This is a genomic window from Sulfitobacter indolifex (genome assembly GCF_022788655.1).
GTDB classification, from domain to species: domain Bacteria; phylum Pseudomonadota; class Alphaproteobacteria; order Rhodobacterales; family Rhodobacteraceae; genus Sulfitobacter; species Sulfitobacter indolifex.
In genome coordinates, this window is the sequence record NZ_CP084951.1 from 1,750,141 (window position 1) to 1,774,524 (window position 24,384).

General features: G+C 60.2%; 22 protein-coding genes and 1 pseudogene. 10 read left to right on the forward strand and 13 right to left on the reverse strand.

Going from position 1 to position 24,384, the window contains the following annotated elements; genetic code table 11:
• Position 1: 1 nt before the first annotated feature.
• Entirely contained in the window at positions 2-1,564 is a 1,563-nt protein-coding gene (locus DSM14862_RS08560) for a polysaccharide deacteylase family 2 protein (protein ID WP_007119854.1), read from the reverse strand.
• A gap of 165 nt (positions 1,565-1,729) precedes the next feature.
• Between DSM14862_RS08560 and DSM14862_RS08565 the strand changes: the two genes are divergently transcribed.
• The 7 genes from DSM14862_RS08565 to lexA all read left to right on the forward strand — a co-directional run bounded on the left by DSM14862_RS08565 (position 1,730) and on the right by lexA (position 7,210).
• Complete coding sequence (locus DSM14862_RS08565) at positions 1,730-2,311, forward strand: anthranilate synthase component II (RefSeq protein WP_007119855.1); 582 nt, start codon at positions 1,730-1,732, stop codon at positions 2,309-2,311.
• Positions 2,308-3,324 carry an anthranilate phosphoribosyltransferase gene (gene trpD, locus DSM14862_RS08570; RefSeq protein ID WP_007119856.1) on the forward strand — a complete coding sequence of 339 codons (1,017 nt, stop codon included), beginning with the start codon at positions 2,308-2,310 and terminating at the stop codon, positions 3,322-3,324. Before DSM14862_RS08565 ends, trpD begins: the two co-directional genes overlap by 4 nt.
• Entirely contained in the window at positions 3,321-3,980 is a 660-nt protein-coding gene (locus tag DSM14862_RS08575; protein ID WP_007119857.1) for a uracil-DNA glycosylase, read from the forward strand. The genes trpD and DSM14862_RS08575 overlap by 4 nt, the downstream gene beginning before the upstream one ends.
• Positions 3,981-3,987: 7 nt before the next feature.
• Complete coding sequence (gene trpC, locus DSM14862_RS08580; RefSeq protein ID WP_007119858.1) at positions 3,988-4,800, forward strand: indole-3-glycerol phosphate synthase TrpC; 813 nt, start codon at positions 3,988-3,990, stop codon at positions 4,798-4,800.
• Positions 4,800-5,273 (forward strand): cyclic pyranopterin monophosphate synthase MoaC, encoded by a 474-nt coding sequence (gene moaC, locus DSM14862_RS08585; RefSeq protein ID WP_007119859.1) that lies wholly within the window; start codon positions 4,800-4,802, stop codon positions 5,271-5,273. The genes trpC and moaC overlap by 1 nt, the downstream gene beginning before the upstream one ends.
• Complete coding sequence (locus tag DSM14862_RS08590; RefSeq protein ID WP_007119860.1) at positions 5,270-6,442, forward strand: molybdopterin molybdotransferase MoeA; 1,173 nt, start codon at positions 5,270-5,272, stop codon at positions 6,440-6,442. Before moaC ends, DSM14862_RS08590 begins: the two co-directional genes overlap by 4 nt.
• Positions 6,443-6,514: 72 nt before the next feature.
• Entirely contained in the window at positions 6,515-7,210 is a 696-nt protein-coding gene (gene lexA / locus DSM14862_RS08595) for a transcriptional repressor LexA (protein WP_007119861.1), read from the forward strand.
• Here the strand turns inward: lexA and DSM14862_RS08600 are convergent.
• Both DSM14862_RS08600 and DSM14862_RS21865 read right to left on the reverse strand, forming a co-directional pair.
• The gene (locus DSM14862_RS08600; RefSeq protein WP_322790836.1) at positions 7,207-8,766 is read right to left on the reverse strand and encodes a ComEC/Rec2 family competence protein; all 1,560 of its coding nucleotides are present in this window, start codon (positions 8,764-8,766) and stop codon (positions 7,207-7,209) included. The genes lexA and DSM14862_RS08600 overlap by 4 nt on opposite strands.
• A gap of 23 nt (positions 8,767-8,789) precedes the next feature.
• Positions 8,790-9,242 carry a hypothetical protein gene (locus DSM14862_RS21865; RefSeq protein WP_007119863.1) on the reverse strand — a complete coding sequence of 151 codons (453 nt, stop codon included), beginning with the start codon at positions 9,240-9,242 and terminating at the stop codon, positions 8,790-8,792.
• Between the two features lie 115 nt (positions 9,243-9,357).
• Here DSM14862_RS21865 and gltX point away from each other — a divergent pair, with 115 nt between their 5' ends.
• The 3 genes from gltX (at position 9,358) to DSM14862_RS08615 (ending at position 12,939) form a co-directional block, all read left to right on the forward strand.
• Positions 9,358-10,758 carry a glutamate--tRNA ligase gene (gene gltX / locus DSM14862_RS08605; RefSeq protein WP_007119864.1) on the forward strand — a complete coding sequence of 467 codons (1,401 nt, stop codon included), beginning with the start codon at positions 9,358-9,360 and terminating at the stop codon, positions 10,756-10,758.
• Between the two features lie 116 nt (positions 10,759-10,874).
• A complete protein-coding gene (locus tag DSM14862_RS08610; protein WP_007119865.1) occupies positions 10,875-12,170 on the forward strand; it encodes a citrate synthase in 1,296 nt (431 codons plus the stop codon).
• Positions 12,171-12,639: 469 nt separating this feature from the next.
• Positions 12,640-12,939 carry a hypothetical protein gene (locus DSM14862_RS08615; RefSeq protein WP_007119866.1) on the forward strand — a complete coding sequence of 100 codons (300 nt, stop codon included), beginning with the start codon at positions 12,640-12,642 and terminating at the stop codon, positions 12,937-12,939.
• Between the two features lie 3 nt (positions 12,940-12,942).
• On the opposite strand, the gene DSM14862_RS08620 is transcribed toward DSM14862_RS08615, so the two are convergent.
• The 10 genes and pseudogenes from DSM14862_RS08620 to DSM14862_RS08665 all read right to left on the reverse strand — a co-directional run bounded on the left by DSM14862_RS08620 (position 12,943) and on the right by DSM14862_RS08665 (position 24,216).
• On the reverse strand, positions 12,943-13,716 hold the full coding sequence (locus DSM14862_RS08620; protein WP_007119867.1) for an enoyl-CoA hydratase-related protein: 774 nt from the start codon (positions 13,714-13,716) through the stop codon (positions 12,943-12,945).
• A 67-nt stretch (positions 13,717-13,783) separates the two neighbouring features.
• Positions 13,784-14,236, reverse strand: a complete 453-nt coding sequence (locus DSM14862_RS08625) for a cytochrome c-type biogenesis protein (protein ID WP_007119868.1) — start codon at positions 14,234-14,236, stop codon at positions 13,784-13,786.
• The gene (locus tag DSM14862_RS08630; protein ID WP_007119869.1) at positions 14,233-16,197 is read right to left on the reverse strand and encodes a heme lyase CcmF/NrfE family subunit; all 1,965 of its coding nucleotides are present in this window, start codon (positions 16,195-16,197) and stop codon (positions 14,233-14,235) included. The genes DSM14862_RS08625 and DSM14862_RS08630 overlap by 4 nt, the downstream gene beginning before the upstream one ends.
• A 74-nt stretch (positions 16,198-16,271) precedes the next feature.
• The gene (locus tag DSM14862_RS08635) at positions 16,272-16,847 is read right to left on the reverse strand and encodes a holin family protein (RefSeq protein WP_007119870.1); all 576 of its coding nucleotides are present in this window, start codon (positions 16,845-16,847) and stop codon (positions 16,272-16,274) included.
• Entirely contained in the window at positions 16,838-17,449 is a 612-nt protein-coding gene (locus DSM14862_RS08640) for a holin-associated N-acetylmuramidase (RefSeq protein WP_007119871.1), read from the reverse strand. The genes DSM14862_RS08635 and DSM14862_RS08640 overlap by 10 nt, the downstream gene beginning before the upstream one ends.
• Positions 17,450-17,531: 82 nt before the next feature.
• On the reverse strand, positions 17,532-17,975 hold the full coding sequence (gene ccmE, locus DSM14862_RS08645) for a cytochrome c maturation protein CcmE (RefSeq protein ID WP_007119872.1): 444 nt from the start codon (positions 17,973-17,975) through the stop codon (positions 17,532-17,534).
• Complete coding sequence (argC, locus tag DSM14862_RS08650; RefSeq protein WP_007119873.1) at positions 17,972-19,000, reverse strand: N-acetyl-gamma-glutamyl-phosphate reductase; 1,029 nt, start codon at positions 18,998-19,000, stop codon at positions 17,972-17,974. The genes ccmE and argC overlap by 4 nt, the downstream gene beginning before the upstream one ends.
• A 38-nt stretch (positions 19,001-19,038) precedes the next feature.
• Entirely contained in the window at positions 19,039-19,848 is an 810-nt protein-coding gene (locus tag DSM14862_RS08655) for a glutamate racemase (protein ID WP_007119874.1), read from the reverse strand.
• A 9-nt stretch (positions 19,849-19,857) separates the two neighbouring features.
• Positions 19,858-20,711 (reverse strand): annotated as a pseudogene (locus DSM14862_RS08660) (lysophospholipid acyltransferase family protein).
• An 88-nt stretch (positions 20,712-20,799) separates the two neighbouring features.
• On the reverse strand, positions 20,800-24,216 hold the full coding sequence (locus tag DSM14862_RS08665) for an indolepyruvate ferredoxin oxidoreductase family protein (RefSeq protein ID WP_007119877.1): 3,417 nt from the start codon (positions 24,214-24,216) through the stop codon (positions 20,800-20,802).
• Positions 24,217-24,384: the final 168 nt, after the last annotated feature.

Here is a 24,384-nt window from a genome sequence, read left to right on the forward strand (position 1 = left end):
GTCACTCCTCGCGCAGCAACACCGCAGAGATCGGGACCAAAGCCACATCATTGATGCGGTCCTGCAACCCCCAGAGCAGCAATGCCGAGACGGTATCGGGCCGCAAACGGCCCAGCATTATTACCGCCCCCTCCTGCCCGGCCCTGAACGCTGCCTGATCCAGAAAGCGGCGGATCACCCGCGCGGTCTGATCCTTGCTGTCAAAGTCACGAAACACCGGATCCGCAGGCACCCCTGCCTTCCGCGCCAGTTTGGGCATGGTGTTGAGCCCTTTGTCCTGTGTCACCAGCCCGTGGCCGGACTGCGCGAGGATATCCGTCACCTGATCGGTCAGCGCACGGCTGCCCTGAAAGCCGCTCTCGGTCCCTTCCAGCACAGCCACCACTGGACCGATCCGGTCAAGCGTGGCGGCAAAGGCGGTTTCGGCATCGCTGGGCTGCGCGCCCTGCGGCAGATCGACCATCGCCAAAACCTCAAACCCGGCTTCGCGGTAAATCTCTACCCGCTCTGCCGCATTAGGCAGTCCACTGTCGACGGCAAAGCTCAGCGGATAGGGAAAGCTGCGCAGCGCGGCCAGCCCGGCGCTGCCTGCGGTGACCGAGGTGCCATCGTCGATCAAGACCACGCTCATCAGCGGTTTGCCCTCGACCTGCTCACTGGCGATGCTGTTGACCACCACGGGGCGCGGGTCTTCGATCACAATTTCCGCGTCCCCATCCGTCGCGATATCCGCCCCGGGGCGGTTGATCACGACCCCGGAATTGCGGTCGGCCAATGTGGCCGCAGGTGTGCCGATGGCCGGGCGGCTTGCAGCAACTGTCTCCTCGGGCTCTGAGGTGGTTTCGGCTTCCGGCTCCTCCACTGGCGCAGAGGCTTCGGCCTCCACGGCAGTCTCAGGGGCTTCGGCTTCTACGGCAGGCGCAGGGGCTTCGGCCTTTCCAGCAGGCTCGGCCTCGGCCACGCCAGTCTCTTCGGGCAGTGGCTCTGGCGTTTCTTCCTCAACGGCGACTTCTTCCGCTGGCAAGGTTATGGGATCGGCCTCCTCTACCTCCGGCGCTGCCATGCCCTGTGGGGCATCAAATGCGCCTTCGATACCGGCCACATCCGGCGCAGGCGGCTGCGCGGGTTCGGTGCTGATCGAAAGCTCATCGGCAGCCTGCGGCTCATCGGGGGCCATCGCCTGCGGATTGGGCAACACCGGCTCCTCCGCCCTCGGCGACGTCGGCGTCTGGCCCTCAGCTGCGGCGGGGGTGCTAAGCCCCTCTGCGCCGCCCGTCTCTGGCAGGCTGGCAGAGGTCTGTGTGTCAGGGTCAAGCGCGGCAAGACTGTCTTGCTCAGGCATATCAGCGCGCGGAGCGGGCGCATTCAACACAGGCGCGGAATCGCGGCTGCGCCCCTGATCCCCTGCATCCGTCACATTGATCCGCGCCGGCGCCGTTCCCGAGCCGGGTGCATCGCCCACCTGCGGTGGCAGCGGCAAGGGCATCATCAGCGACACCGCACCCGCCACGCCGATGCTGGCCACACCGCCCCAAATCAGCCCGCTTAGAATTCCGCGTGCCATCTGCGCTACTCCTGCTGTCTGCGCCACGGCCAGAAAGCCCGGCGATCCCTCAATTGGCTTGCCCCAAACTCTTGACGATGGGGTTCAAGCCTGAACATGTATGCGAAAACCTATACCGCGCCCCGGCGTGGTTTCTCCAGTCCTAATACAAAGAAATGCCTGCCTGTGCTGCTGCTCATCGATAACTACGACAGCTTTACCTATAATTTGGTTCATTACCTAGGCAGCCTCGGTGCGGATGTGCAGGTACACCGCAATGACGCGCTCAGCGTGGATGAAGCGATGTCCATGGACCCTGCCGGTATCTTGCTGTCCCCCGGCCCCTGTGATCCTGACCAAGCGGGGATTTGCCTAGAGCTGACCCATGCCGCCGCCAAGGCGCGCGTGCCGCTTTTGGGCGTGTGCCTCGGACATCAGACGCTGGGCCAAGCCTTCGGCGGCAAAGTCGTGCGGGCCGATGACATCGTGCATGGCAAACTGGGCCAGATGCAACACGAGGGACGCGGTGTTTTTGCCGGGCTTCCCTCGCCCTTTGGTGCGACGCGCTATCATTCGCTTGTGGTTGAGCGCGCGAGCCTCCCGGACTGTCTTGAAGTGACCGCATCACTCGAAGACGGCACGATCATGGGCCTGCAACACCGCGAACTGCCGCTGCATGGCGTGCAGTTCCACCCGGAATCGATCCGGTCCGAGCACGGCCACGCCCTGCTGCAAAACTTCCTGAATGAGATGAAGGTCCCGGCATGAGCGCTGCGTTAAAACCTCTGTTGGACGCCGCCGCCAATGGGCCCCTGACCTCCGAACAAGCTGTTGAGGCCTTTGAAATCCTATTTGAAGGCGAAGCCACGCCCAGTCAGATCGGCGGTTTTCTGATGGCGCTGCGCACGCGCGGCGAGACAGTGACTGAATACGCCGCCGCAGCACAGGTGATGCGCAGCAAGTGCAACGCCGTCCGCGCGCCCGAAGGGGCGATCGACATCGTCGGCACCGGCGGCGATGGCAAAGGAACGCTTAACATTTCGACCGCCGCCGCCTTTGTCGCTGCTGGCGCAGGCGCAATTGTGGCGAAACACGGCAACCGCAACCTCAGCTCGAAATCCGGCGCGTCTGATGCGCTGACGCAGCTGGGCATCAACGTCATGGTCGGCCCCGCAGTGGTCGAGCGTGAGCTCGCCGAAGCAGGCATCGGCTTCATGATGGCGCCTATGCACCATCCTGCGGTCGCCCATGTCATGCCCACACGGTCAGAGCTGGGCACCCGCACGATCTTTAACATCCTCGGTCCGCTCACCAACCCAGCAGGCGTCAAACGACAATTGACCGGCGCATACACCCGCGACCTGATCGAGCCTATGGCCCTCACATTAAAACAACTCGGCTCCGAAAAAGCGTGGCTCGTGCATGGCTCTGATGGCACGGACGAGCTGACCATCACCGGCATAAGCTGGGTTGCTGCACTGGAAGATGGTGTGGTTAATCTGCGCGAACTGCACCCCGAAGACGCAGGCCTGCCCGTGCATCCTTTCGAGGCGATTGCCGGGGGTGAGCCTGCAGAAAACACCAAACATTTCAAAGCGCTGTTGGACGGCGTTCCATCAGGATACCGCGACGCGGTCTTGTTGAACGCAGCCGCCGCCTTGGTGGTGGCAGATGTGGCGCCTGATCTAAAGTCCGGCGTCGAGATGGCCCGAGAGAGTATCGACAGCGGTGCTGCGCGGGACCGTATCGGAAAAGTAGCGCGCATCAGTCAGACGAAATGAATCCGCTGAACCGCAGCGCGCTTGGCGACTGGGCCAGCCTACCCTTTTTCACAGAAGATTGGCCCGGTATCGCGCAAAACCTGGCTTCGGAGCCGCGCGAGGTGCTCCCGCCGGCATCGCAAGTATTCGCCGCACTCGAACACCTCCAACCCGATGCAGTTGATGTGGTGATCCTCGGCCAAGATCCCTATCCCACACCGGGTCACGCCCATGGTTACGCATTTTCAGCCGAACCTGATGTGCGCCCCCTACCCCGATCTTTATCTAACATATTCAAAGAGCTACAGGACGATATTGGCGTATCGCCTCAAAGCCCTGATCTTCGTTTTTGGGCCGACCAAGGGGTATTGTTACTGAATGCCGTGCTCACCGTGCCCGCAGGCGATGCGAATGGCCATGCTAAACTTGGCTGGCAAAAGCTGACGGCTCAGGTGCTCACACGCCTTTCGGATCGTCCCCGCGCCTATTTGCTCTGGGGGGCACATGCCCAAAAGGCAGCCGCCGCAGTTGATCCGGTGCAAAACCTGAAAATTGAGACGCCACACCCTTCGCCGCTCTCTGCCCGGCGTGGCTTCTTTGGGTCGCGGCCATTTAGCCGGGTGAATGACTGGTTGCAGCGCCAAGGCAAGCCCGGCATACATTGGATAAACCCGTGAGGATGCCATGACCGCGACAATTCTGGAAAAAATCAAAGCCTATAAGCTGGACGAAATCGCCGCTGCCAAGGCCGAAAAATCACAAGCTGATGTAGAGGCTGCCGCCCGTGCCGCGCCCCCCGTGCGCCCCTTCGCGCAAAGCTTGCACGAAGCCTCCCGCGAGGGCTATGGGCTGATCGCTGAAGTTAAGAAAGCCAGCCCTTCCAAAGGGTTGATCCGCGAAGATTTCGAACCAGCCGCCCTTGCGCGGGCCTATGCCGCGGGCGGCGCAACCTGTCTTTCAGTGCTGACCGACACCCCGAGCTTCCAAGGAGCAAAAGAGTTCTTGGTTGAGGCCCGCGCTGCCTGCGACCTGCCAGTGCTGCGCAAAGATTTCCTTTATGATCCCTATCAGGTCGCCGAAGCGCGAAGCCTTGGCGCTGATTGTATTTTGATCATCATGGCATCCGTATCCGACGCGCAGGCCGCCGAACTGGAACAGGCCGCCGACGACTGGGGCATGGACGCACTGATCGAGGTGCATGACGCCGCGGAATTGACCCGCGCCGAGAAACTGACAAGCCGTATGATCGGCATTAATAACCGTAATCTCAATACCTTTGAGACATCTCTTGATGTAACGCGCGAACTGTCTGAGGCCGTCCCGCCTGACCGGATGCTGGTCTGCGAATCCGGCCTCTATACCCCCGCTGACCTTGCGGATATGGCAATCTACGGCGCGCGCTGCTTCTTGATTGGCGAAAGCCTCATGCGGCAGACGGATGTCGAACAGGCCACGCGTGATTTGCTGGCCAGCCCGCTCATCCCCGGAGGCATGTGATGGCGCTGACCCATTTTGACGCTGAAGGTGACGCGCATATGGTTGATGTGTCGGACAAGGCCGTGACGTCACGCGTGGCCCAAGCCGAGAGCTACATCAAAATGGCGCCAGAAACGTTTGAAATCATTACCGAAGGTCGGGCAAAGAAGGGCGATGTTCTGGGCGTCGCGCGGCTTGCCGGGATCATGGCCGCCAAGCGCACTGCCGATCTGATCCCCCTTTGCCATCCGCTGCCCATCACCAAAGTCAGCATTGAGTTGACGCCCGATGCGTCGCTGCCCGGCATTCGCATTGTTGCGACCGTCAAGACCACGGGTCAAACCGGGGTGGAAATGGAAGCCCTTACCGCCGCGTCCGTGACCGCGCTCACTATCTATGATATGTCGAAAGCCGTAGATAAGGCGATGGAGATTGGCGGCACCCGGGTAATTCTGAAAGACGGTGGTAAATCAGGCCGTTACGAGGCGACATGATCAGCGTAGATGAAGCTCTCGCCGCAGTCCTCAACCTTGTTGCGCCACTAGAGACCGAAGCTGTGCCCCTCCGCGTTGCCAATGGACGGGTGCTTTCCAAACCCGTAACCGCTCAGCGCAGCCAACCCCCCTTCGCCGCCTCTTCAATGGACGGCTATGCGCTGCGGCGCGCGGAAGTTGAACCTGACGCAATGTTCAAGGTCGTTGGAGAGGCCGCCGCTGGCCACGGCTATGAAGGCACGCTGCGCGCGGGCCAGGCTGTTCGCATTTTCACAGGCGCGCCGGTTCCCGAAGGTGCTGATTTTGTGGTGATCCAAGAGGATGTTACCCGACGTGGGAACCTTATTACTCTTGGACATCATATTGATGCGAAAGATAATATTCGCCCTGCCGGGGGGGATTTCACCGTAGGTGAGGAACTTTCCGCGCCGCGCAGCCTACGGCCAGCGGATGTGGCTTTGCTGGCGGCGATGAACGTCCCGAATGTACCCGTGACCCGCAAACCGGTTATCGCGATCCTCGCCACCGGAGATGAATTGGTGCAACCGGGCGAAGACCCCAGCCCCGATCAAATTATCGCCTCTAACAGCTATGGTCTTGCCGCGATGTTTGAAGACGCGGGCGCAGAGGTACGCATGCTGCCCATTGCCCGTGACACAACGGCATCATTAAAACAGGCCTTTTCGCTGGCCAAAGGCGCGGATTTGCTGGTGACCATCGGCGGCGCATCTGTGGGCGACCATGATCTGATCGCCCCCGTAGCAGCAGAACTTGGAATGGAGCAGGCCTTCTATAAGGTTGCAATGCGCCCCGGCAAGCCACTGATGGCGGGAAAATTGGGTAATCTTGCGATTATCGGTTTGCCGGGAAATCCTGTGTCGGCAATGGTTTGCGGCGCTGTCTTCGTGTTGCCGATGTTGCGACGGATGCTTGGGTTGACGCAGGTACATGCCCCGATTTGTGAAGCGCCGCTCGGGCGTGACATTGGTCCGAATGGGCCGCGTGCCCACTACATGCGAGCACGCTTGCGTGACGGAATGCTTTACCCCGATGATCGTCAGGATTCCTCGCTTTTGTCGGTCCTTGCGCAGGCAGACGCTTTGATGATCCGCCCCCCGCATGATCCGGCCCGAAATGCAAAAGACTTACAGCCCTACATTTTGATATAACGCCAACCTGAGGTTGACACAAAACGAGAACATCCCTAGAACAAAACAAAGAAAAGCTTCAGGGGACGTACGATGCTGACCAAAAAACAACTCGATTTGCTGGCTTTTATTCACCAGCGCGTTCAGCGGGATGGCGTTCCGCCCAGCTTTGATGAAATGAAATTGGCGCTCGATCTACGGTCAAAGTCAGGCATCCACCGGTTGATTACGGCTTTGGAAGAACGCGGTTTCATTCGGCGACTTGCCCACCGGGCCCGCGCCATTGAAGTGGTCAAACTGCCCGAGAGCCTTGGCGGCGCTCCTGGCTTTGCCCCCCGCGTTATTGACGGGGATCGCCCCGACAGCCCGCCGCCCCACTCTGCGCAGCCGGTTACTGCACAACATGCATTTGACGTGCCCGTCATGGGCCGGATCGCCGCCGGCGTTCCGATTGAGGCAATCTCCCAAGTATCTCATACCGTTACGGTGCCGGGCGGTATGATTGCCGGTCAAGGGGAGCACTATGCGCTTGAGGTGCGTGGCGACTCGATGATTGAGGCCGGGATTAACGATGGTGACATCGTGGTGATCCGTGAGACATCGGTTGCTGATAACGGTGATATCGTGGTCGCGCTGGTAGAGGACCAAGAGGCCACGCTGAAACGGTTCCGCAGACAGGGCGCCTCCGTTGCTTTGGAAGCAGCCAACGCGGCCTATGAAACACGCGTGCTGCCCTCAGATAAGGTCAAGGTTCAGGGGCGTCTTGTGGGGCTTATCCGAACCTATTAACGATTTGCGCCGCGTGCAGGCCTGCTGTTCCACAGACGCGCGCCAGCGTGTTCTTTTGCGGTGGTAATATGCCAGCCTTTAGGCATTTTCCAAAGCGCCAGAGCACCTGTTTCCCGTAATTGAATGGGATCGAACACGCGGCAATTCCAGGCGGGGTCTGGCTCCATTTGGACCGAGGCGATGACGATCTCGCCCCGGCGGCAGTCCCGAAACGCGGCGACGGCGCGCTTGCCTGAAAGGTGAATAATGCCCGTCGTGTTCTTTACCCAACGTGCGGCTGCCACAGATTGATTGACGCCATCACCGTCATTCTCAAGCCAGTTTCGGGCAATAAACCCTGCGCCCTTTTCTCTGCTCAGCGCCCGCCCTTCAGCGGTCATGATGCCAACAAGTGTGCCGGTGTCGGCGACAAGCACATCTGGCCGCGTCGTTGCTTGCCAGACGATCAACGACAACACCATCACAGGACAGCCTAGCCAACGCAGGCTCCCTTGCCAGATAAGAAGCCACAAAAACCCGAGGGCTAAGAGCGGTAGCACCCAGCCTCCCGGTCCGGGCACGAAACTGCGCGCGCCGGGAAGGTTTGAAACACCTTCGGCAACAAAGAGTATCCATCTAAGGCCAAGCCCCATTGCCCAAAGCGGAATACCTTCCAGCCCAAAGGGCGCAATCAAGACGGCTAACACGGCTGCAGGTATCACCAAGACCCCCATCAGGGGAACTGACAGCAAGTTTGCCACAAGTCCATAATGCGAAACCGTGTTGAAATGCGCCGCTGAAATCGGCGCAGTGGCAAACCCTGCGACCGCCGAGGAGATCACCACAGCAGCCACCGGGCGCAGGCGACGGGGTATGACTTCCCCTTCGAAATCGCGCATCCAACCAAAGACCGCAACCAGCGCAGTGGTTGCGGCGAAGGACATTTGAAACCCCGGCCCCATGAGCGCTTCGGGGCGCAGGGCCAACACGATGATACCCGCGACACCCACCGCACGAAGCGAGATGGCACGCCGGCCAATCATAAGCGCGCACAAGGCAACCGCGCACATCACATAGGCCCGCTCGGTCGCGACATTTCCGCCGGAGAGCGCAAGATAGCCGGTGGCGGCGATTAGTGCAGCACCTGCCGCGATGCTGCGACTTGGCCAGCGGGTGGCGGTGACCGGATGCAGCGCCAATATCAGCCGTAGCCCGCTAAAAACCACAGCGCTGAGCAGGCCCATATGCAAGCCGGAAATCGCCAGTAAATGCGCCAGATTGCTGCTGCGCAGGTCTTGCAGCGCTTGCTGAGAGATGGCGCTGCGATCTCCGGTCGTGATGGCCGCCGCGAACCCTCCGATATCGCCGGGCAGATGATGACGCACCCGGGCCGAGGCCGCCATACGAAGACGAAAAAGCAACAGGCTCAGTTCGCCTTCAGTCGGCTTGGCGATACCCAAAAGCGGCACACGCGCGTAGCCGACCGCGCCCAACCCAGCAAACCAAGCATGGCGCTGAAAATCGAAGCCTCCCGGCTCTACCGGTCCGGCGGGGGGCGACAGATGCGCCGTCGTCATCACCCGCATACCCGGTGTAGGCTTTATTGAGCCGGGGGTTTTGGAATGCAAAGATACCCGAACCCTTGTCGGGGTCCGCGCAGGTGGAATGCGGTCCAACCGACTTGATCAAGGGTGACGCGCGGGGCATCTGATTGGCTGCGATCCAGCGCGATGACCCGCCCCTCAACTGCGCCGTAATAGCGCCAGCCGAGAACGGGGGCTGCCGTGGAATGCGCGCGGAATGCAGCAATGAGCAGTCCAAGCAGAACCAAGGCGGCGCCGACGGCAAAGGGCGCGGTGACCTCTGGCAGCAGCCGCGCCACGACCGTCAACCCTGCCACGGCAAGCGCCATTCCCCAAAGCAACGGCAAAGATGGCTCTACCGGCAGTGAAAAGTACCAACCGATCCCCCCCGCGAGGCAGATCGGCACCCAGCCAAACAGATGCCCCCGCTGGCGAAGCATCACGGTGCTGAAAAGGTTCAAAAGGCCCATGCTTGCCCCCGCGGATCGCACTGGGTAGACAGACCTTAAATTCTAGGATCGGGGTGGTTACCATTTGGTAAACACTGCCCCAAACGCCATACCTCTTACCGAAAGGCCTCCTGCCATGAACGCCCCCGTCGTGACCCGTTTCGCCCCTTCGCCCACCGGGTTTTTGCACATCGGCGGTGCCCGCACCGCCCTGTTTAACTGGCTGTATGCGCGCGGCCGTGGTGGTAAGTTCCTGCTGCGTATCGAAGACACCGACCGCGCGCGCTCCACGCCCGAGGCGACAGAAGCGATTCTGAAAGGGATGGCGTGGCTGGGTCTGGACCACGACGGCGAGATCGTCAGCCAGTTTGAGAATGCGCCCCGCCATGCCGAAGTGGCAAATGAACTTCTGGCTCAGGGCAAAGCCTACAAATGTTTCGCATCCCAAGATGAAATCACAGCCTTCCGTGAGGCGGCCAAGGCCGAAGGCCGCAGCACGCTTTACCGCTCTCCTTGGCGGGACGCCGATCCGGCGAGCCACCCCGACGCGCCGTATGTGATCCGCATCAAGGCACCGCTGGAAGGCACCACCGTGATCCGCGATCAGGTTCAGGGCGATGTGACAATTCGCAATGACCAGCTCGACGATATGATCCTGCTGCGCTCCGACGGCACGCCGGTCTATATGTTGGCTGTTGTGGTGGACGATCACGACATGGGCGTAACCCATGTTGTCCGTGGCGACGATCATCTGAACAATGCCGCCCGGCAGATGATGATCTATGAGGCGATGGGCTGGGAAGTGCCGGTCTGGGCGCATATTCCATTGATCCATGGTGCGGATGGCAAGAAGCTCTCCAAGCGTCACGGCGCGTTGGGCGCACAGGAATATCAGGTTATGGGTTTCCCGGCCGCTGGCATGCGGAACTACCTCGCGCGGCTGGGGTGGAGCCACGGCGATGATGAATTTTTCACTGACGCGCAGGCGCAAGATTGGTTTGACCTTAACGGTATCCGCAAAAGCCCCGCGCAATTTGACCTGAAAAAGCTGGAAAACCTCTGCGGTCAGCATATCGCACAGGCGGATGATGCCGCGCTGCGGCGCGAAATCGAAGCCTATTTGGATGCTGCCGGTCTACCTTCCCTTACGGAAGCCCAAGCCGAGGGTTTGGAGCGTGCCATGTATTGCCTCAAAGATCGCGCGAAGACTTTCCCGGAACTTCTTGAAAAAGCGACCTTTGTTCTTGCCGTGCGTCCAATCACCCCGGACGAGAAAGCAGCGAAGAACCTCGATACGGTATCCCGTGGCATACTGTCGGAATTGACGCCGCAATTGCAAAATGCTAGCTGGAACAAAGAAACGCTGGAGGAGGTACTGAACGGCATTGCTGCCGCGCAGGACACCAAGTTCGGCAAGCTGGCAGGGCCCCTTCGGGCGGCCTTGGCTGGCAGGGCAGTCACCCCATCGGTTTTTGACATGATGTTGGTGCTGGGGCGCGATGAAACCCTTGCCCGACTGACAGATGCTGCGGCCTAAGTTTTGGTTAACCACTTCTTACCGCGGCAGGATATAACTGAACGGGACGGCCCCTATTGGGGCTAGGCCCAGACGGCGGGGGACAACTCCGCAGCCTACATTCGGGAAGGGACTTCATGACCAATAATAATAAAACCGCAACGCTGACGATCGACGACAAGACCTACGAGCTGCCGATCCACAGCCCGACCGACGGGCCTGATGTGCTCGACATTCGCAAGCTCTATGCGCAGGCGGGCGTCTTTACCTATGACCCGGGCTTTACCTCGACCGCGGCCTGCGACAGCACGATCACCTTTATCGATGGTGACAAAGGTGTGCTGCTCCATCGTGGCTACCCGATCGAACAACTGGCAAGCAAATCGCACTACCTCGAAGTTTGCTATCTGCTGCTCTACGGTGAACTGCCCGGCCCCAAAGCGCTGGAAGAATTCGAATGCTTGGTGACCAATCACACCATGCTGCACGAGCAGATGATGAATTTCTTCCGTGGTTTCCGCCGCGATGCGCACCCGATGGCCATCATGGTCGGTGTGGTCGGCGCGATGTCGGCATTCTACCATGACAGCACCGACATCAACGATGAGCACCAGCGCGAGGTCGCCACGATCCGCTTGATCGCGAAAATGCCGACGATTGCGGCAATGGCCTATAAATACACCATTGGTCAGCCCTTTATCTATCCGCGCAACGATCTCGACTATGCGTCGAACTTCTTGCGCATGTGTTTTGCCGTGCCCGCCGAAGATCATGAGGTAAACCCGATCCTAAGCCGCGCGATGGACCGGATTTTCACTCTCCATGCCGATCACGAGCAGAACGCATCGACCTCGACAGTGCGTCTGGCGTCTTCTTCGGGTGCGAACCCCTTCGCTTGTATCGCCGCTGGCATCGCCTGCCTTTGGGGCCCGGCGCATGGTGGTGCGAACCAAGCCTGCCTGGAAATGCTCAAGGAGATCGGCACGCCCGATCGCATCCCTGAGTTCATCGCCCGCGCGAAAGACAAGAACGATCCATTCCGCCTGATGGGCTTTGGTCACCGCGTCTACAAAAACCACGACCCGCGCGCGACTGTGATGAAAGAGAGCGCCGACGAGGTTCTGGAGCTGATGGGGGTCGAGAACAACCCGATCCTTCAGGTTGCGAAAGAGCTGGAAAAAGCGGCGTTGGAAGACCCGTATTTCGCGGAGAAGAAGCTTTTCCCGAACGTCGACTTCTATTCGGGCATCATCCTCGAAGCGATGGGCTTCCCCACCTCGATGTTCACGCCGATCTTCGCCCTTGCGCGGACCGTGGGCTGGATTTCGCAGTGGAAAGAACAGATCAGCGATCCGCAGCTTAAAATTGGCCGTCCACGTCAGCTGTATCTTGGTGAGGACAAACGCGATTACGTCGATATCGAGAACCGCTGAACAGCGCCTCTTAAACCCTAGCAAACGCCCCGGATTCCCGGGGCGTTTCTCGTTTCTGCTCAGGCCTAAAAACGACTTGTGCGATCAGGGTTGTTCACCAAAGCGCGACAATAGGAGCATAGCTACCTATACGAATGGTGTGCTTCCGAATCGGACATAAATATGCGTTTCAGCTCGGCGTAGGTAATGGGCTTGAAAATGAGTGAATGTTTCCAAGCGTTTTGCCAGTTTCGAAACACCAAAGCCGAAAATACGGCGAAATTACGGCACTGTTTCGCAGCAGGTAACAATGCGTCACACACGCTTGACGGGATTCCCACATCAAAGTTAACTAAGAGCCAAGATGACTTTCCGGGTGGAGAGCTGTGGTGGCGCATTGGTTTGGGATTACCCCTCGCGCGATCAGACCGCCCGGTTGAATTGATATTTAATGCTGCCCCGCAGCAGGGCCTTGACGAAGGAGCGCGAAATGACCGCATCAGATAGGACCAAAGGCCTTCGCTGGGACTGCGCGACCGGGCTATCCCCTTCAAAAGCCAGTGATTTGTCCGGCCCTCAATGTGCGCTGGTGCCGGACACGCTGCATGATTGTGACCAAATCGCCGTGGTTTACGACAAGGGTCAGACCCCGCCGCAGATCACGATCGCGCAGGTTTCCCGCTCGGTTCATACGGTATTGGCCGATGGGGTCGCCGTGGCGGTGGTGGCGCGGGCCAGTGGCCCCGCGCCTTCCGCAGATGATGTGCTGCTGGTCGAACGTACCTGCTAGCGCTCAGCGGCCCTGAAACTTGGGGCTGCGCTTTTGCGTGAAGGCCGTGACCCCTTCGGCAAAGTCATGCGATTTGCCACACCGGCCCTGTGCCTCGGCCTCAAGCGACAGTTGATCTTCCAACCCATTGTCCCAAGACGCACGGATCGCCTTTTTCGTCTCCGCATAGGCGGCGGTCGGCCCACTGGCGAGTTGCGCCGCCTTGGCCCGCCAATGGGCGTCAAACTCGCTATCGGGTACCGCCTGCCAAATCATTCCCCAGTCGTCTGCCTGACGCGCTGTGATCTTATCGGCAAAAAGCGCGGCCCCCATGGCTTTGGCCATGCCCATCTGGCGCGGCAGTGCATAGGTGCCGCCTGCATCAGGAATAAGGCCGATACGGGTGAAGGCCTGCATGAAATAAGCGCTCTCACTGGCGAATACGACATCGGCGGCCAGCGCGATATTGGCGCCCGCGCCTGCTGCTGGCCCATTCACAGCGGCAATTGTCGGCACCGGACAGTTGATAATGGCGCGCAGCAACGGTGCGTATTCCTCGCGCAGGGTCTTTTCTAGATCGGCCACGCCGCCTGCCCTGTCTGCCAGATCCTGCCCCGAACAAAAGGCCCGTCCGGCACCCGTCAGCACAACGACCCGCCCCTCGCGCCCGCCTTCGGTCACAGCATGATTAAGCTCAGCCCGCATCTGAGTGGTCAAAGCGTTCATCTTATCAGCGCGGTTAAGCGTGATCAGCGCGATGTCATCCGTCAACGCATAGGTGATCGTTTCATAGTCCATTTTGGTATCCTTGATTGCTTACGGGCAGCATATCAAAGCGACCTGCAACGGCCAGTACAACCGGGCGTCAGGTATCTAGAATATCTCGCAGGCGGGCCTCTTCTTCGGGCGAAAGCGGTGCCTCTGTGGCCGTCTTGGCGCGCGCGCGGCTACGTAGATAAACCAGCCCCAGCCCACCGCCGAGTAAAAGCATCAGCGGCCCTGCCCCCCAAAGCAACCAATTCGCGCCCGTGGCCCGGGGGCTCAGCAGCACATACTCACCATAGCGCGCTACAATGAAATCCACCGCTTCCGCGTCACTATCACCCGCGACCAACCGCTCCCGCAGGAGCAGCCGCAGGTCTCGGGCAAGGCTCGCATTGCTTTCGTCGATGCTCTCGTTACGGCAAACAAGGCAGCGCAGCCCTTGGCTCAGCTGTCGCGCGCGCGCTTCTAACGCGGGATCTGCCAAAATCTCGTCAGGCTGTACCGCCCAAAGCGGGCTTGCCAGCAACGTGAGGATTAACAAAAGGCGTTTCATTCTGCGGGCACGCCCGCTGGCTGCTTGCGCGCACCCGCCGCAATTCGGAAGCGCCGGTCGCTCAGGCTCAAGACCCCGCCAAGCGCCATCAGCGCGCAACCGATCCAGATCCAATTGGTCATCGGCTTGATATAGGTCCGCACAGCCCAACCACCGCCGTCCTGTGCATCGCCGATCACCACATAAACATCGCGCGCGAGGTTATAGTCGATCGCCGCCTCGGTCGTCGGCATCTGCGCCACAGGATAAAAACGTTTCTCTGGCCGAAGGGTGGCAATCGTCTTGCCGTCCTGCGCCAAGGAAAGCTCTGCAATGGTGGTCAGGTAGTTTGGCCCCCGCTCCTCACTCACATTGTGCAGGGTCAGCGTATAGCTGCCCACGTTGAAAGGCTCTTTAAGCTGGGCGACGCGGATGTCATCCACCGCCCAGGCCATCAGCCCCGCAATCCCGGCCATCGTAACGCCCAAACCGCCATGTGCCGTGGCCTTGCCCCAATCAGCACGCGGCAAGCGTCGCAAGCGGCGCAGCTTTCCCGGCCCCCGGCCAAGGCGCTGCATCACATCCACCACCGTGCCCATGATCAGCCATGCCCCGAGGAACATGCCCACCGGCCCAAGCAACCCGCGCCCGGATTGCATCGCAAATGCCAATCCGCCAAGCGCCAGCGCCAACAAGAAGACATAGCGCAGCGGATAGAGGGCGCGCATGACTTTGGCACGTTTCCACGGCATGGCGCTGCCAATCGGCAAGATGAGCCCTAGCGCTACCATGAAGGGCGTAAACGCGGCGTTAAAGAACGGCGGGCCGACGCTTAGTTTGCGATCAAGGAACATCTCGGCCACCAGCGGCCACATCGTGCCAACAAAAACAACGAAACAAGCCACAGCTAGCAGCAGATTGTTCACCACCAAGGCGGTCTCACGGCTGAGCAGACCAAAGACGCCCTTGGCCTCAAGTGCAGAGGCGCGCAGGGAGTAGAGTATCAAAGCGCCGCCGGTAAAAAATCCCAGAATGGCAAGGATAAACACCCCACGTTCAGGGTCATTTGCGAAAGCGTGAACCGAGGTCAGCAGCCCCGAACGCACGATAAATGTACCGATTAGCGAAAATCCAAATGCAAGGATGGCCAGCAGGATGGTCCAGCTTTTCAGACTCTCGCGCTTTTCCACCACGATGGCCGAATGCAACAGCGCTGCTGCCAGAAGCCACGGCATGAAGCTGGCATTCTCAACCGGATCCCAGAACCAGAAACCGCCCCAGCCAAGCTCATAATAGGCCCACCAAGACCCAAGCGCGATGCCAATGGTCAGGAAAACCCAAGCCGCCAGCGTCCAAGGACGCACCCAACGGCCCCAAGCGGCATCAACGCGCCCTTCAATCAGCGCCGCCACGGCAAAGCTAAATGCCATGCTAAGGCCGACATAGCCGAGATAGAGAAACGGCGGATGAAAGGCCAATCCGGGGTCTTGCAACAGCGGGTTCAGGTCTTGGCCGTCAAAGGGCGGCGTGCCCATGCGCAGGAACGGGTTGGAGGTGAAGAGGATAAACGCAAGAAAAGCCACGCCAATCGCCGCCTGTACCGACAGCACCCGGGCGCGCAAGCGCGGCGGCAGATTGCCACCAAACCACGCGGCCATCGCCCCAAAAAGCGCCACGATGAGCACCCAGAGCAACATCGAACCTTCGTGATTGCCCCATGTGCCGCTGATTTTATAGAGCATCGGCTTGGCGGAATGGCTGTTGGCCACGACCAGTCGCAAGCTGAAATCCGATGTAATAAAGGCCCACATCAGCGCGCCAAAGGCCAGCGCAATCAGGATAAACTGCGCCCCCGCCGCCGGTTCGGCCACCGCCATCCAGGCTGCACGGCCCCGCCAAGCGCCCCACATCGGCACTACCATCTGTACAAGGGCCACGCCAAAGGCGAGCACCAGCGCGAAATGTCCAAGCTCTGTAATCATGGGCTGGACTATAGGGGGACAGCGCCCCCTAAGCCATGGCAAATCAGACGTGGGATAAGGTCAATCGGTCGCAGTCAGGCGCGGCTGCGGCGCCACGCGTCTAGGGCGGGGTTGTCTGACGGTTCAACTGCCGCGAGGGCCAGTCGGCTGTCGGCACCCGTGTCGGCCACACGCGGGGTATCGGCACGCAACTTGCGCAGGGTCTCGATATTCTCGACCACCTGCGGCACCCGTGTAATCGTACCCACGATGGCGCGCTGAAACTCTTGCGATTTCACCTGCTGACGCGCACCGAAATAGAAGGAAACGATCACGCCCAACAGCCACCACAGCGGCTCCGGCACAAGGGCAATGCCCTGCATTCGCTCCGCAAACCACAGCGGGTTGATCATTGCTGTGACGAATAACCCTAGGGTGCCCAAAGCCAGCATCGGACGCGGCAGGCGGTTTAGCCCATCCATGAAACGGTCAAATCCGCCATGGCGGGGATGGGCGAACTCCGCCCCATATTGCGCCATCGCTTGGCCTTGCACCGCATGGGCCCGCTGCGCCCCGGCTTCGGCATTCTCGCGAAACACTTCGACCGTGTCGCGGATGACATTGCGCTCGCCGCCAAAGACGGTCGTGAAGATGCGTTCGATCAGTCCCATTGTGCCACCCTTTGTGCAAAGGCCGCATCCGTCATGTGATACTGCGGCGCGATGAATTCTTCGGCCCGGCGGATCCAACCGCCCTTGCCGCCTGCCCGGCTGCGCGCGTATTTACGGCTGGCGGGGCGGCGGTCGGCCAGACGGAAGTAGTAGTTGCGCCGCGCGATGCCGTAAGCGTCGACCAAATGCTCGGGCGCGGCGGTGATCGCGGCATGGGCGGCGCGGATGGTTTGTGGCCCAATGGCACCATCAACCGCGATGTCTTGGCCCATCTCTCGCAATAGGCTTTGCAGGATCTTCACCGCGTTGCTGCCTGCGTTGACATACATGTCAAAAACGCTCGGCTGCAAAGCTGCGGGCAATTCCGCAATACGCGGGGCGTTGAAGTAATGTCTGACGAATATATCAACCGCCTGCGCACGGCTGAGGCGGCGCACGTCCGCCGTGTCGACCGCCCCATCGCCTGTCAGGTCCAGCCCCAAACGGCGCATGGTATGGATCGTCACCCCAAAATTCGTCGCCCCGCCTGGGTCATCGGGATCATTCACAAAACCGCCCTCACGGGCGACGATGGCACTGGCGATCTCACGGACGGACTGCATTGCGGGCTCTCCTGTCTTGGGTGAAAACAGGCTCTGCCGGAATGGTTAACGCAAGTTCATGTATCCGCGCGTTGCGCGCAGATCAGCCTTCGGGATCGCGGTAAACACCCTGCGCTTTCAGCGCGTCCGTCACTTCTTTGGGCATGTAGGTCTCGTCATGTTTCGCAAGGATTTCAGAGGCCTCAAAAACCCCGTCGACATAGCGCCCGGTGCCGACCATCCCTTGGTTCTCTTCGAAAAGATCCGGCAAGACGCCTGTGAAAACAACCGGAACGGTCGCCCCGCCATCGGTCACGGCAAAGCGAATCGCCTCGCCCTGCCCGCGTTTCAGCGAGCCTTCCTCAACCAGCCCGCCGATGCGAAAAACCTCTGCCGGGCCGGGTGGTTCGGCAATCACTTGGCTCGGCGCGCGGAAATAGTTGATCCCGTCGCGCAGCGCGTAACCGATCAATCCGGTCGATAACACCAAGGCCACCGCCGCCACGGCAATGATCTGGATGCGACGCTGTTTCTTGAGGCTCTTCATGGGAAGAGCGGGGCCACCATCAGCCCCTCCGTTTCCGGAAGGCCCAGCATCAGGTTCGCGTTTTGCAACGCCTGCCCACTGGAGCCCTTGGTCAGATTGTCGAGCGCGGCCACCACCGTGGCGCGGCCCGTCTGACGGTCGCCCACCACGCCGATATGACAGAAGTTCGAGCCACGAATGTGCCGCGTGCTGGGCGCTTCGCCAAAGGGCAGAACCTCGATAAAGGGCTCATCCGCATAGGCTCTTTGCATCGTTTCATGGATCACCTGCGCATCCCCTTTGACATAGCAGGTCGCCAAGATACCGCGGTTTGCAGGCACCAGATGCGGGGTGAATTGCACCTGCACGGGCCGCCCGGCGACGGCCGAGAACTCCTGATCGAACTCACCCAAATGGCGATGCGTGCTGCCAAGCGCATAGGCGTGATAGCCCTCGCTCAGCTCTGCATGGAGCAGGTTTTCCTTCAGCGACCGCCCTGCACCTGACACGGCGCATTTCAGATCCAGAATGATGTCATCCAGATCAATCACCCCCGCCGCGATCAGGGGGCGCAGGGCAAACTGCCCCGTGGCCGCGTTGCAGCCCGTGCCCGCCACCAGACGCGCGGCGGCGATCTCTTCACGGTAGAATTCGGTGAGACCGTAAACCGCCTCTTTCTGCACGTCGACAGCCGCGTGTTTGTTGCCGTACCATTTGGCATAATCCTGGGGATCGCGCAGGCGGAAATCAGCGGAAAGGTCGACGATCTTCAGGTCTTTGGGCAGTGCCGCGATGACCTCTTGGCTGGTCTTATGGGGCAGCGCGCAGAAACACAGATCAATCTGCGAAAAGTCGATCTCATCAATGGTGACCAGCGCCGGCAGGTCAAGATGGCGCAGGTGCGGAAAGACCTCCGCCATGCTTTGCCCGGCCTTGGAGTTCGCCCCCAAAGCGGTGATCTTCATCGAAGAATGGCCAGCAATCAGCCGGATGAGTTCTGCTCCGGTATAGCCTGAGGCGCCGAGAATGGCGATGTTCTGGGTCATGGTCTGTCCCCTTGTTCGGAACGATTTGTAATGGGAATTCAGGCGGCGGTGAATGTGATCTGTCGTCGCAGGAACTGCGTCGCGCGGTCGCTCACGCGGGCGGGGTCTCCGGTGGTCAGAAAGGCCGCTTCGCCACTGCCCATCATATTGGGATGCCGTTCAAGATAGTCCGCCAAGGAGGCCGCCACCAATTCCGCTTGACTGAACACTTTGACCTCAGCCCCCAAAGCCGCCTGAAACGCCTCTTGCATTAGCGGATAATGGGTACAGCCCAAGATCGCCGCGTCGGGGTTGGGCATTTTACGTTTCAGCGCATCCACATGGCTGCGCACCAGCGCTTCGGCGAGGATCATATCGCCCTCTTCAATGGCATCGACCACCCCGCCGCAGGCTTGGGCTTCGACATCCACACCGATGGCACGGAAGGACAGCTCGCGCTGGAACGCGCGGCTCGCCACGGTTGCGGGGGTGGCAAAGAGCGCAACATGGTTTACCGCCACCTCGCGCGGCGGAGAATTGTCACCCCATTGGCGTTCAGTCATCGCTTCGATCAATGGCACAAAGACGCCCAGCACCCGTTTCTCGCGCGGGATCCAACCCTCCTGCATCCGGCGCAGGGCTGCCGCAGAGGCGGTGTTACAGGCGAGGATCACCAGATCGCAGCCCGCATCAAACAGCCGCTGCACGGCGGCACAGGTCAGATTATAGATGTCATCTGCGTTGCGCACGCCGTAGGGCGCATGGGCGCTGTCAGCGAGATAGACAAAATCCACCTCTGGAAGCCGTTCTTGCACCTTGTTCCAGACGGTCAGCCCGCCCAGCCCCGAATCAAAAATACCAACTGCCATGGTCCGTCGTCACCTGTCGGCTCTATGCCGTTCCTCAAACTCATAGCCAAGACCTTGATACTGGCCCGGCTTCGGTGACAACTCATATGTGGCTTTGCACAGGAAATCCATCATCGCTTTTGCATCCCGCGCCAAAGGGTCCAAAGCCGCGCGGGTAATCGGCACACCAATGGCCATCCGCACGGGGGTATCGACGCGGCCGCGAAATTCGCTGATCAGCAGCCCCATCCGCAGATTGGCATGCAAATGGCCCGCAATTTGGAACAATAGGCCGGTGTGCCCGTCAAAGCAGATCGGCACGACCGTCGCGTTGGATTGGGCGATCCTCCGCGCGGTGAAACTGCGTCACCCCGGATCCATCGGTTGCGAAAAGGGCCGCGCCTCAGTGCTGACTGTGCCGCCCGGAAAAATGCCAATGGCGCCACCTCCCTCAAGATCGTTTAACGCCCTGCGGCGGGTAGCAAAATTGACCGCCAAAGCGTCGCGGTCTTCGTCGAAATTGATCGGCAACAAATACCGCGTCAGATCCGGCGCGCGGCTAAAGATGGAGTTCGCCTTGATCCGGAAGTCTGGACGGGTCTGGCTGAGGATATGCCCCAACATCACCCCATCAAGAATGCCATAGGGGTGGTTGGTGATCAGAATAACCGGGCCGCTGGCCGGGATATTCTGAAGCGATCCGCGCATTACATCCAGTGACAGGCCACAGCGCCCTGCCATCGCGTCGAAGAACCCATGCCCGGCGGCTAAATCGTCTTGATACCCATCGGCACGCCTAAGCAAAGACACCCGGCCAGTGCTGTTTTACATCAGTGCGATCAGCGCCCTACCGCCCACGGAGCGAGCGGGAGGGCATAGCTTATGTCGGGCGGGTGATACGATCTCTTGCCTTACGGCGTCCTCCGGCTCGGGCGTTGTGCCCGACCCTAGAGGTAGATTGTAACGGATGTATTACTCCGCGGCCTTGGCCGTTGCGGTGCCCCCTGCGCGGATCACGCCCAGCAGTTCCTCGCGCCGTTTCGCGGCCTTTGCCTCTGCCGCTTGTTTTACCGGGCCAAAGCCGCGGATTTGCAGCGGCAGTTCGGCCAGTGCGACGATGGCATCGCGGGTCTGATCTGTTAGCTTCGGCAATACCTCAGCCATGTCCGCTTCATATTGTTTGATCAGCGCACGTTCCATCTTGCGCTCCGCGGTGTAGCCAAAGGGATCGAACGGCGTACCGCGCAGACCCTTGAACTTGGCCATCACCCGCAACGGCCCTTCGAGCCATTGACCAAACTCGCGTTTTTCCGGACGGCCATTCGGCCCCATCTTTGACAAAAGCGGCGGCGCCATGTGGAAGGTCATTTTGAAATCACCGTCAAACTCGGCCCGCGCTTTGTTACGGCTGGTGATGAGCAGACGGGCGACTTCGTATTCGTCCTTGTAGCTCAACAGCTTGTGATAACCCAAAGCGGCAGCCGCCCTTACGTCACGGTCCCCAATCCCGTCGAGCATCTTGGCATAGCGCTTTGCCAACCCTTTGCCCTGATACTCAGTCAGATGGGCCTCACGGAAGGCGATTTTCTCGTCCAGCGACTTGGGCAGTTCCACCACCTTGCTGGGCTGGCTCACCTTCGCCGCATCCTCGGGGTAAAGCACCGCCCAACGGCCAATCTCAAAGGCGCGCATATTACGCTCAACTGCAGCACCGTTCATGCGGATCGCTTCGTGCAGGCTCTCCAATGTCAGAGGCAGCAAGCCACGCTGCCACGCCGCACCAAAGATCATCATGTTGGAAAAGATCGAGTCGCCCAAAGCGGCCTTCGCCAGATCGGACGCGTCGAACATTGCCACATCGTCCTTCAGCCGCGCTTCAAGCGCGAGGCTCAAGCGGTCATAAGGCATCTGAAACTCAGTATCGCGGGTGAAATCGCCCGTAATGATCTGGTGCGAGTTGACCACAGCCCCGGTGCGGCCTGCACGGGTCAGGCCCAGCGTCTTGTGCCCAGCCGAGACCACCAGATCGCCGCCGATCAGCGCATGCGCCTCGCCGGTGGCCACGCGGATCGCGCTGATGTCCTCGGGCCGCTCGGCCAGACGGCAATGGATATGCACCGCGCCGCCTTTTTGGGCGAGCCCCGCCATTTCCATCATGCCTGCGCCCTTGCCATCCAACTGCGCCGCCTGTGCCAGCAGCGCGCCGATGGTCACAACACCGGTGCCGCCGACGCCGGTGATGACGACGTTATGAGTGCCGTTAATCGTTGGCAGTTCGGGCATCGGCAGGTCGGGAATGGTAAGCTCGGTGGTCGGGTCTTTGCGGACCTTTGCGCCTTCGAGCGTCAGGAATGACGGACAGAAGCCATTCACACAGGAGAAATCCTTGTTGCAGGACGATTGGTCAATCGCGCGCTTACGGCCCAACTCGGTCTCATTCGGCACCACGGCCACGCAGTTCGATTGCACGCCGCAATCGCCACAGCCCTCGCAAACGTCCTCGTTGATGAACACCCGCTTATCCGGGTCCGGGAACAGACCGCGCTTACGACGGCGGCGCTTCTCGGCGGCGCAGGTCTGGATATAGACGATCGCGCTGACGCCTTCATGCTCGCGGTAGGCCTTTTGCACGTTGGGCATCTCGGCGCGCTCATGCACTTCGACTCCCTTGAAACGCGCAAGATCCACGTCTTCCTTCTCGTCATAGACCACGGCGATGTTCTTCACGCCCATCGCCTTTAGCTCTGCGACGATGCGGTAGGCATCCAAATCGCCCTCGTTGTGCTGACCACCCGTCATGGCGACGGCGTCATTGTAGAGGATTTTGTAGGTGATGTTGGTTCCTGCGGCGAGTGCGGCACGGATCGCCTGCACGCCGGAATGGTTATAGGTGCCGTCGCCAAGGTTCTGGAACACATGTTTGGTATTAGAGAACGGCGCCTCACCGATCCAGTTCGCGCCCTCACCGCCCATATGGGTAAAGCCGGTGGTCTCGCGGTCCATCCACTGCACCATATAGTGACAGCCGATGCCCGCATAGGCACGCGAGCCTTCGGGCACTTTGGTCGAGGAGTTATGCGGACAGCCTGCGCAATAGTATGGCAGACGTGCCGCGATATCTTCGGCATTGTCCGAGCGCCGCGCCTCGTTCAGCGCTTCCAACCCGGCGCGGATACCATCCGTCTCGCGGCCCTCTTCCAACAGAATGCCGCCAATCTTCTCGGCGATCAGGATCGGATCCAGCGCACCACGGGTCGGGAACAGCTCTTCGCCATGCTCCATGCCGGCGCCGCCCTTGTGCCAGCCATAGACGCGGCGGTGCGTATCGTTGAACAATGCTTCTTTGATCTGCACTTCGATCAGCTTGCGCTTTTCTTCGACCACGACCACCAGATCGAGCCCATCGGCCCATTCGTGGAACCCCTGCATGTCCAGCGGGAAGGTCTGGCCGATCTTATAGGTGGTGATGCCAAGGCGCTCGGCTTCGTTCTCATCAATATTGAGCAGGCTCAGCGCATGGACCAGATCGAGCCAGTTCTTACCAGCAGCCGCAAAGCCAATCTTGGCCCCGCGTTTGCCCCACATGCGCTTGTCCATCTTGTTGGCGTGGGAGAATGCCTCGGCCGCGAAACGCTTATAGTCGATCATCCGCGCTTCTTGCAGGTGTGGTGTATCACCCAGACGGATGCTCAGACCGCCGTCCGGCATGTCGAACTCCGGCGTGATCAGCTTCATCCGGTTCGGATCGCCGTTCACCACACTGGTCGCCTCAACGGTGTCTTTCATCGTCTTCAGGCCCACCCAAAGACCCGAGAAACGGCTCAGCGCCCAACCATAGATGCCATAGTCAAGAATTTCCTGCACACCGGCGGGCGAAACCACGGGCATATAGGCATCCACCATCGCCCATTCGGACTGGTGCAACACGGTCGAGGATTCGCCCGTATGGTCATCCCCCATCGCCATCAGCACACCACCATGAGGCGAAGTGCCGGCCATATTCGCATGGCGCATCACGTCGCCGGTGCGGTCCACGCCCGGCCCCTTGCCGTACCACAGGCCGTAAACACCGTCGTATTTCCCCTCACCGCGCAGTTCCGCCTGCTGGCTGCCCCAAAGCATCGTCGCCGCGAGGTCTTCGTTCAGCCCCGGCTCGAAACGCACATTATGTTCGGCGAGTTTTTTCTCAGCGCGCTGCATCTGCAGGTCGACCGCGCCCAGCGGGCTGCCGCGATAACCAGTCACATAGCCTGCGGTATTGAGCCCCGCCGCGCGGTCGCGTGCGGATTGCATCATCATCAACCGTACCAGCGCCTGCGTGCCGTTCAGCAGCACCGGGCTTTTCTCAAGGTCGAAACGGTCATTAAGTGAGATCTTTTGCGTTGTCATGGCGGGCCCTCCCTAGCACGTCAGTCTTGCATGATTGGCCCCTATATAGGTCACAGTTGCTGACCTGTATAGCAGATATTTTCGCAACGTCGGCCTTACAGGGGACGGTTTGTGCTGTTTTCTCCCGCCTATTAAGATAGGGGAAAGGCTGGGCAAGGAAAGTACGCG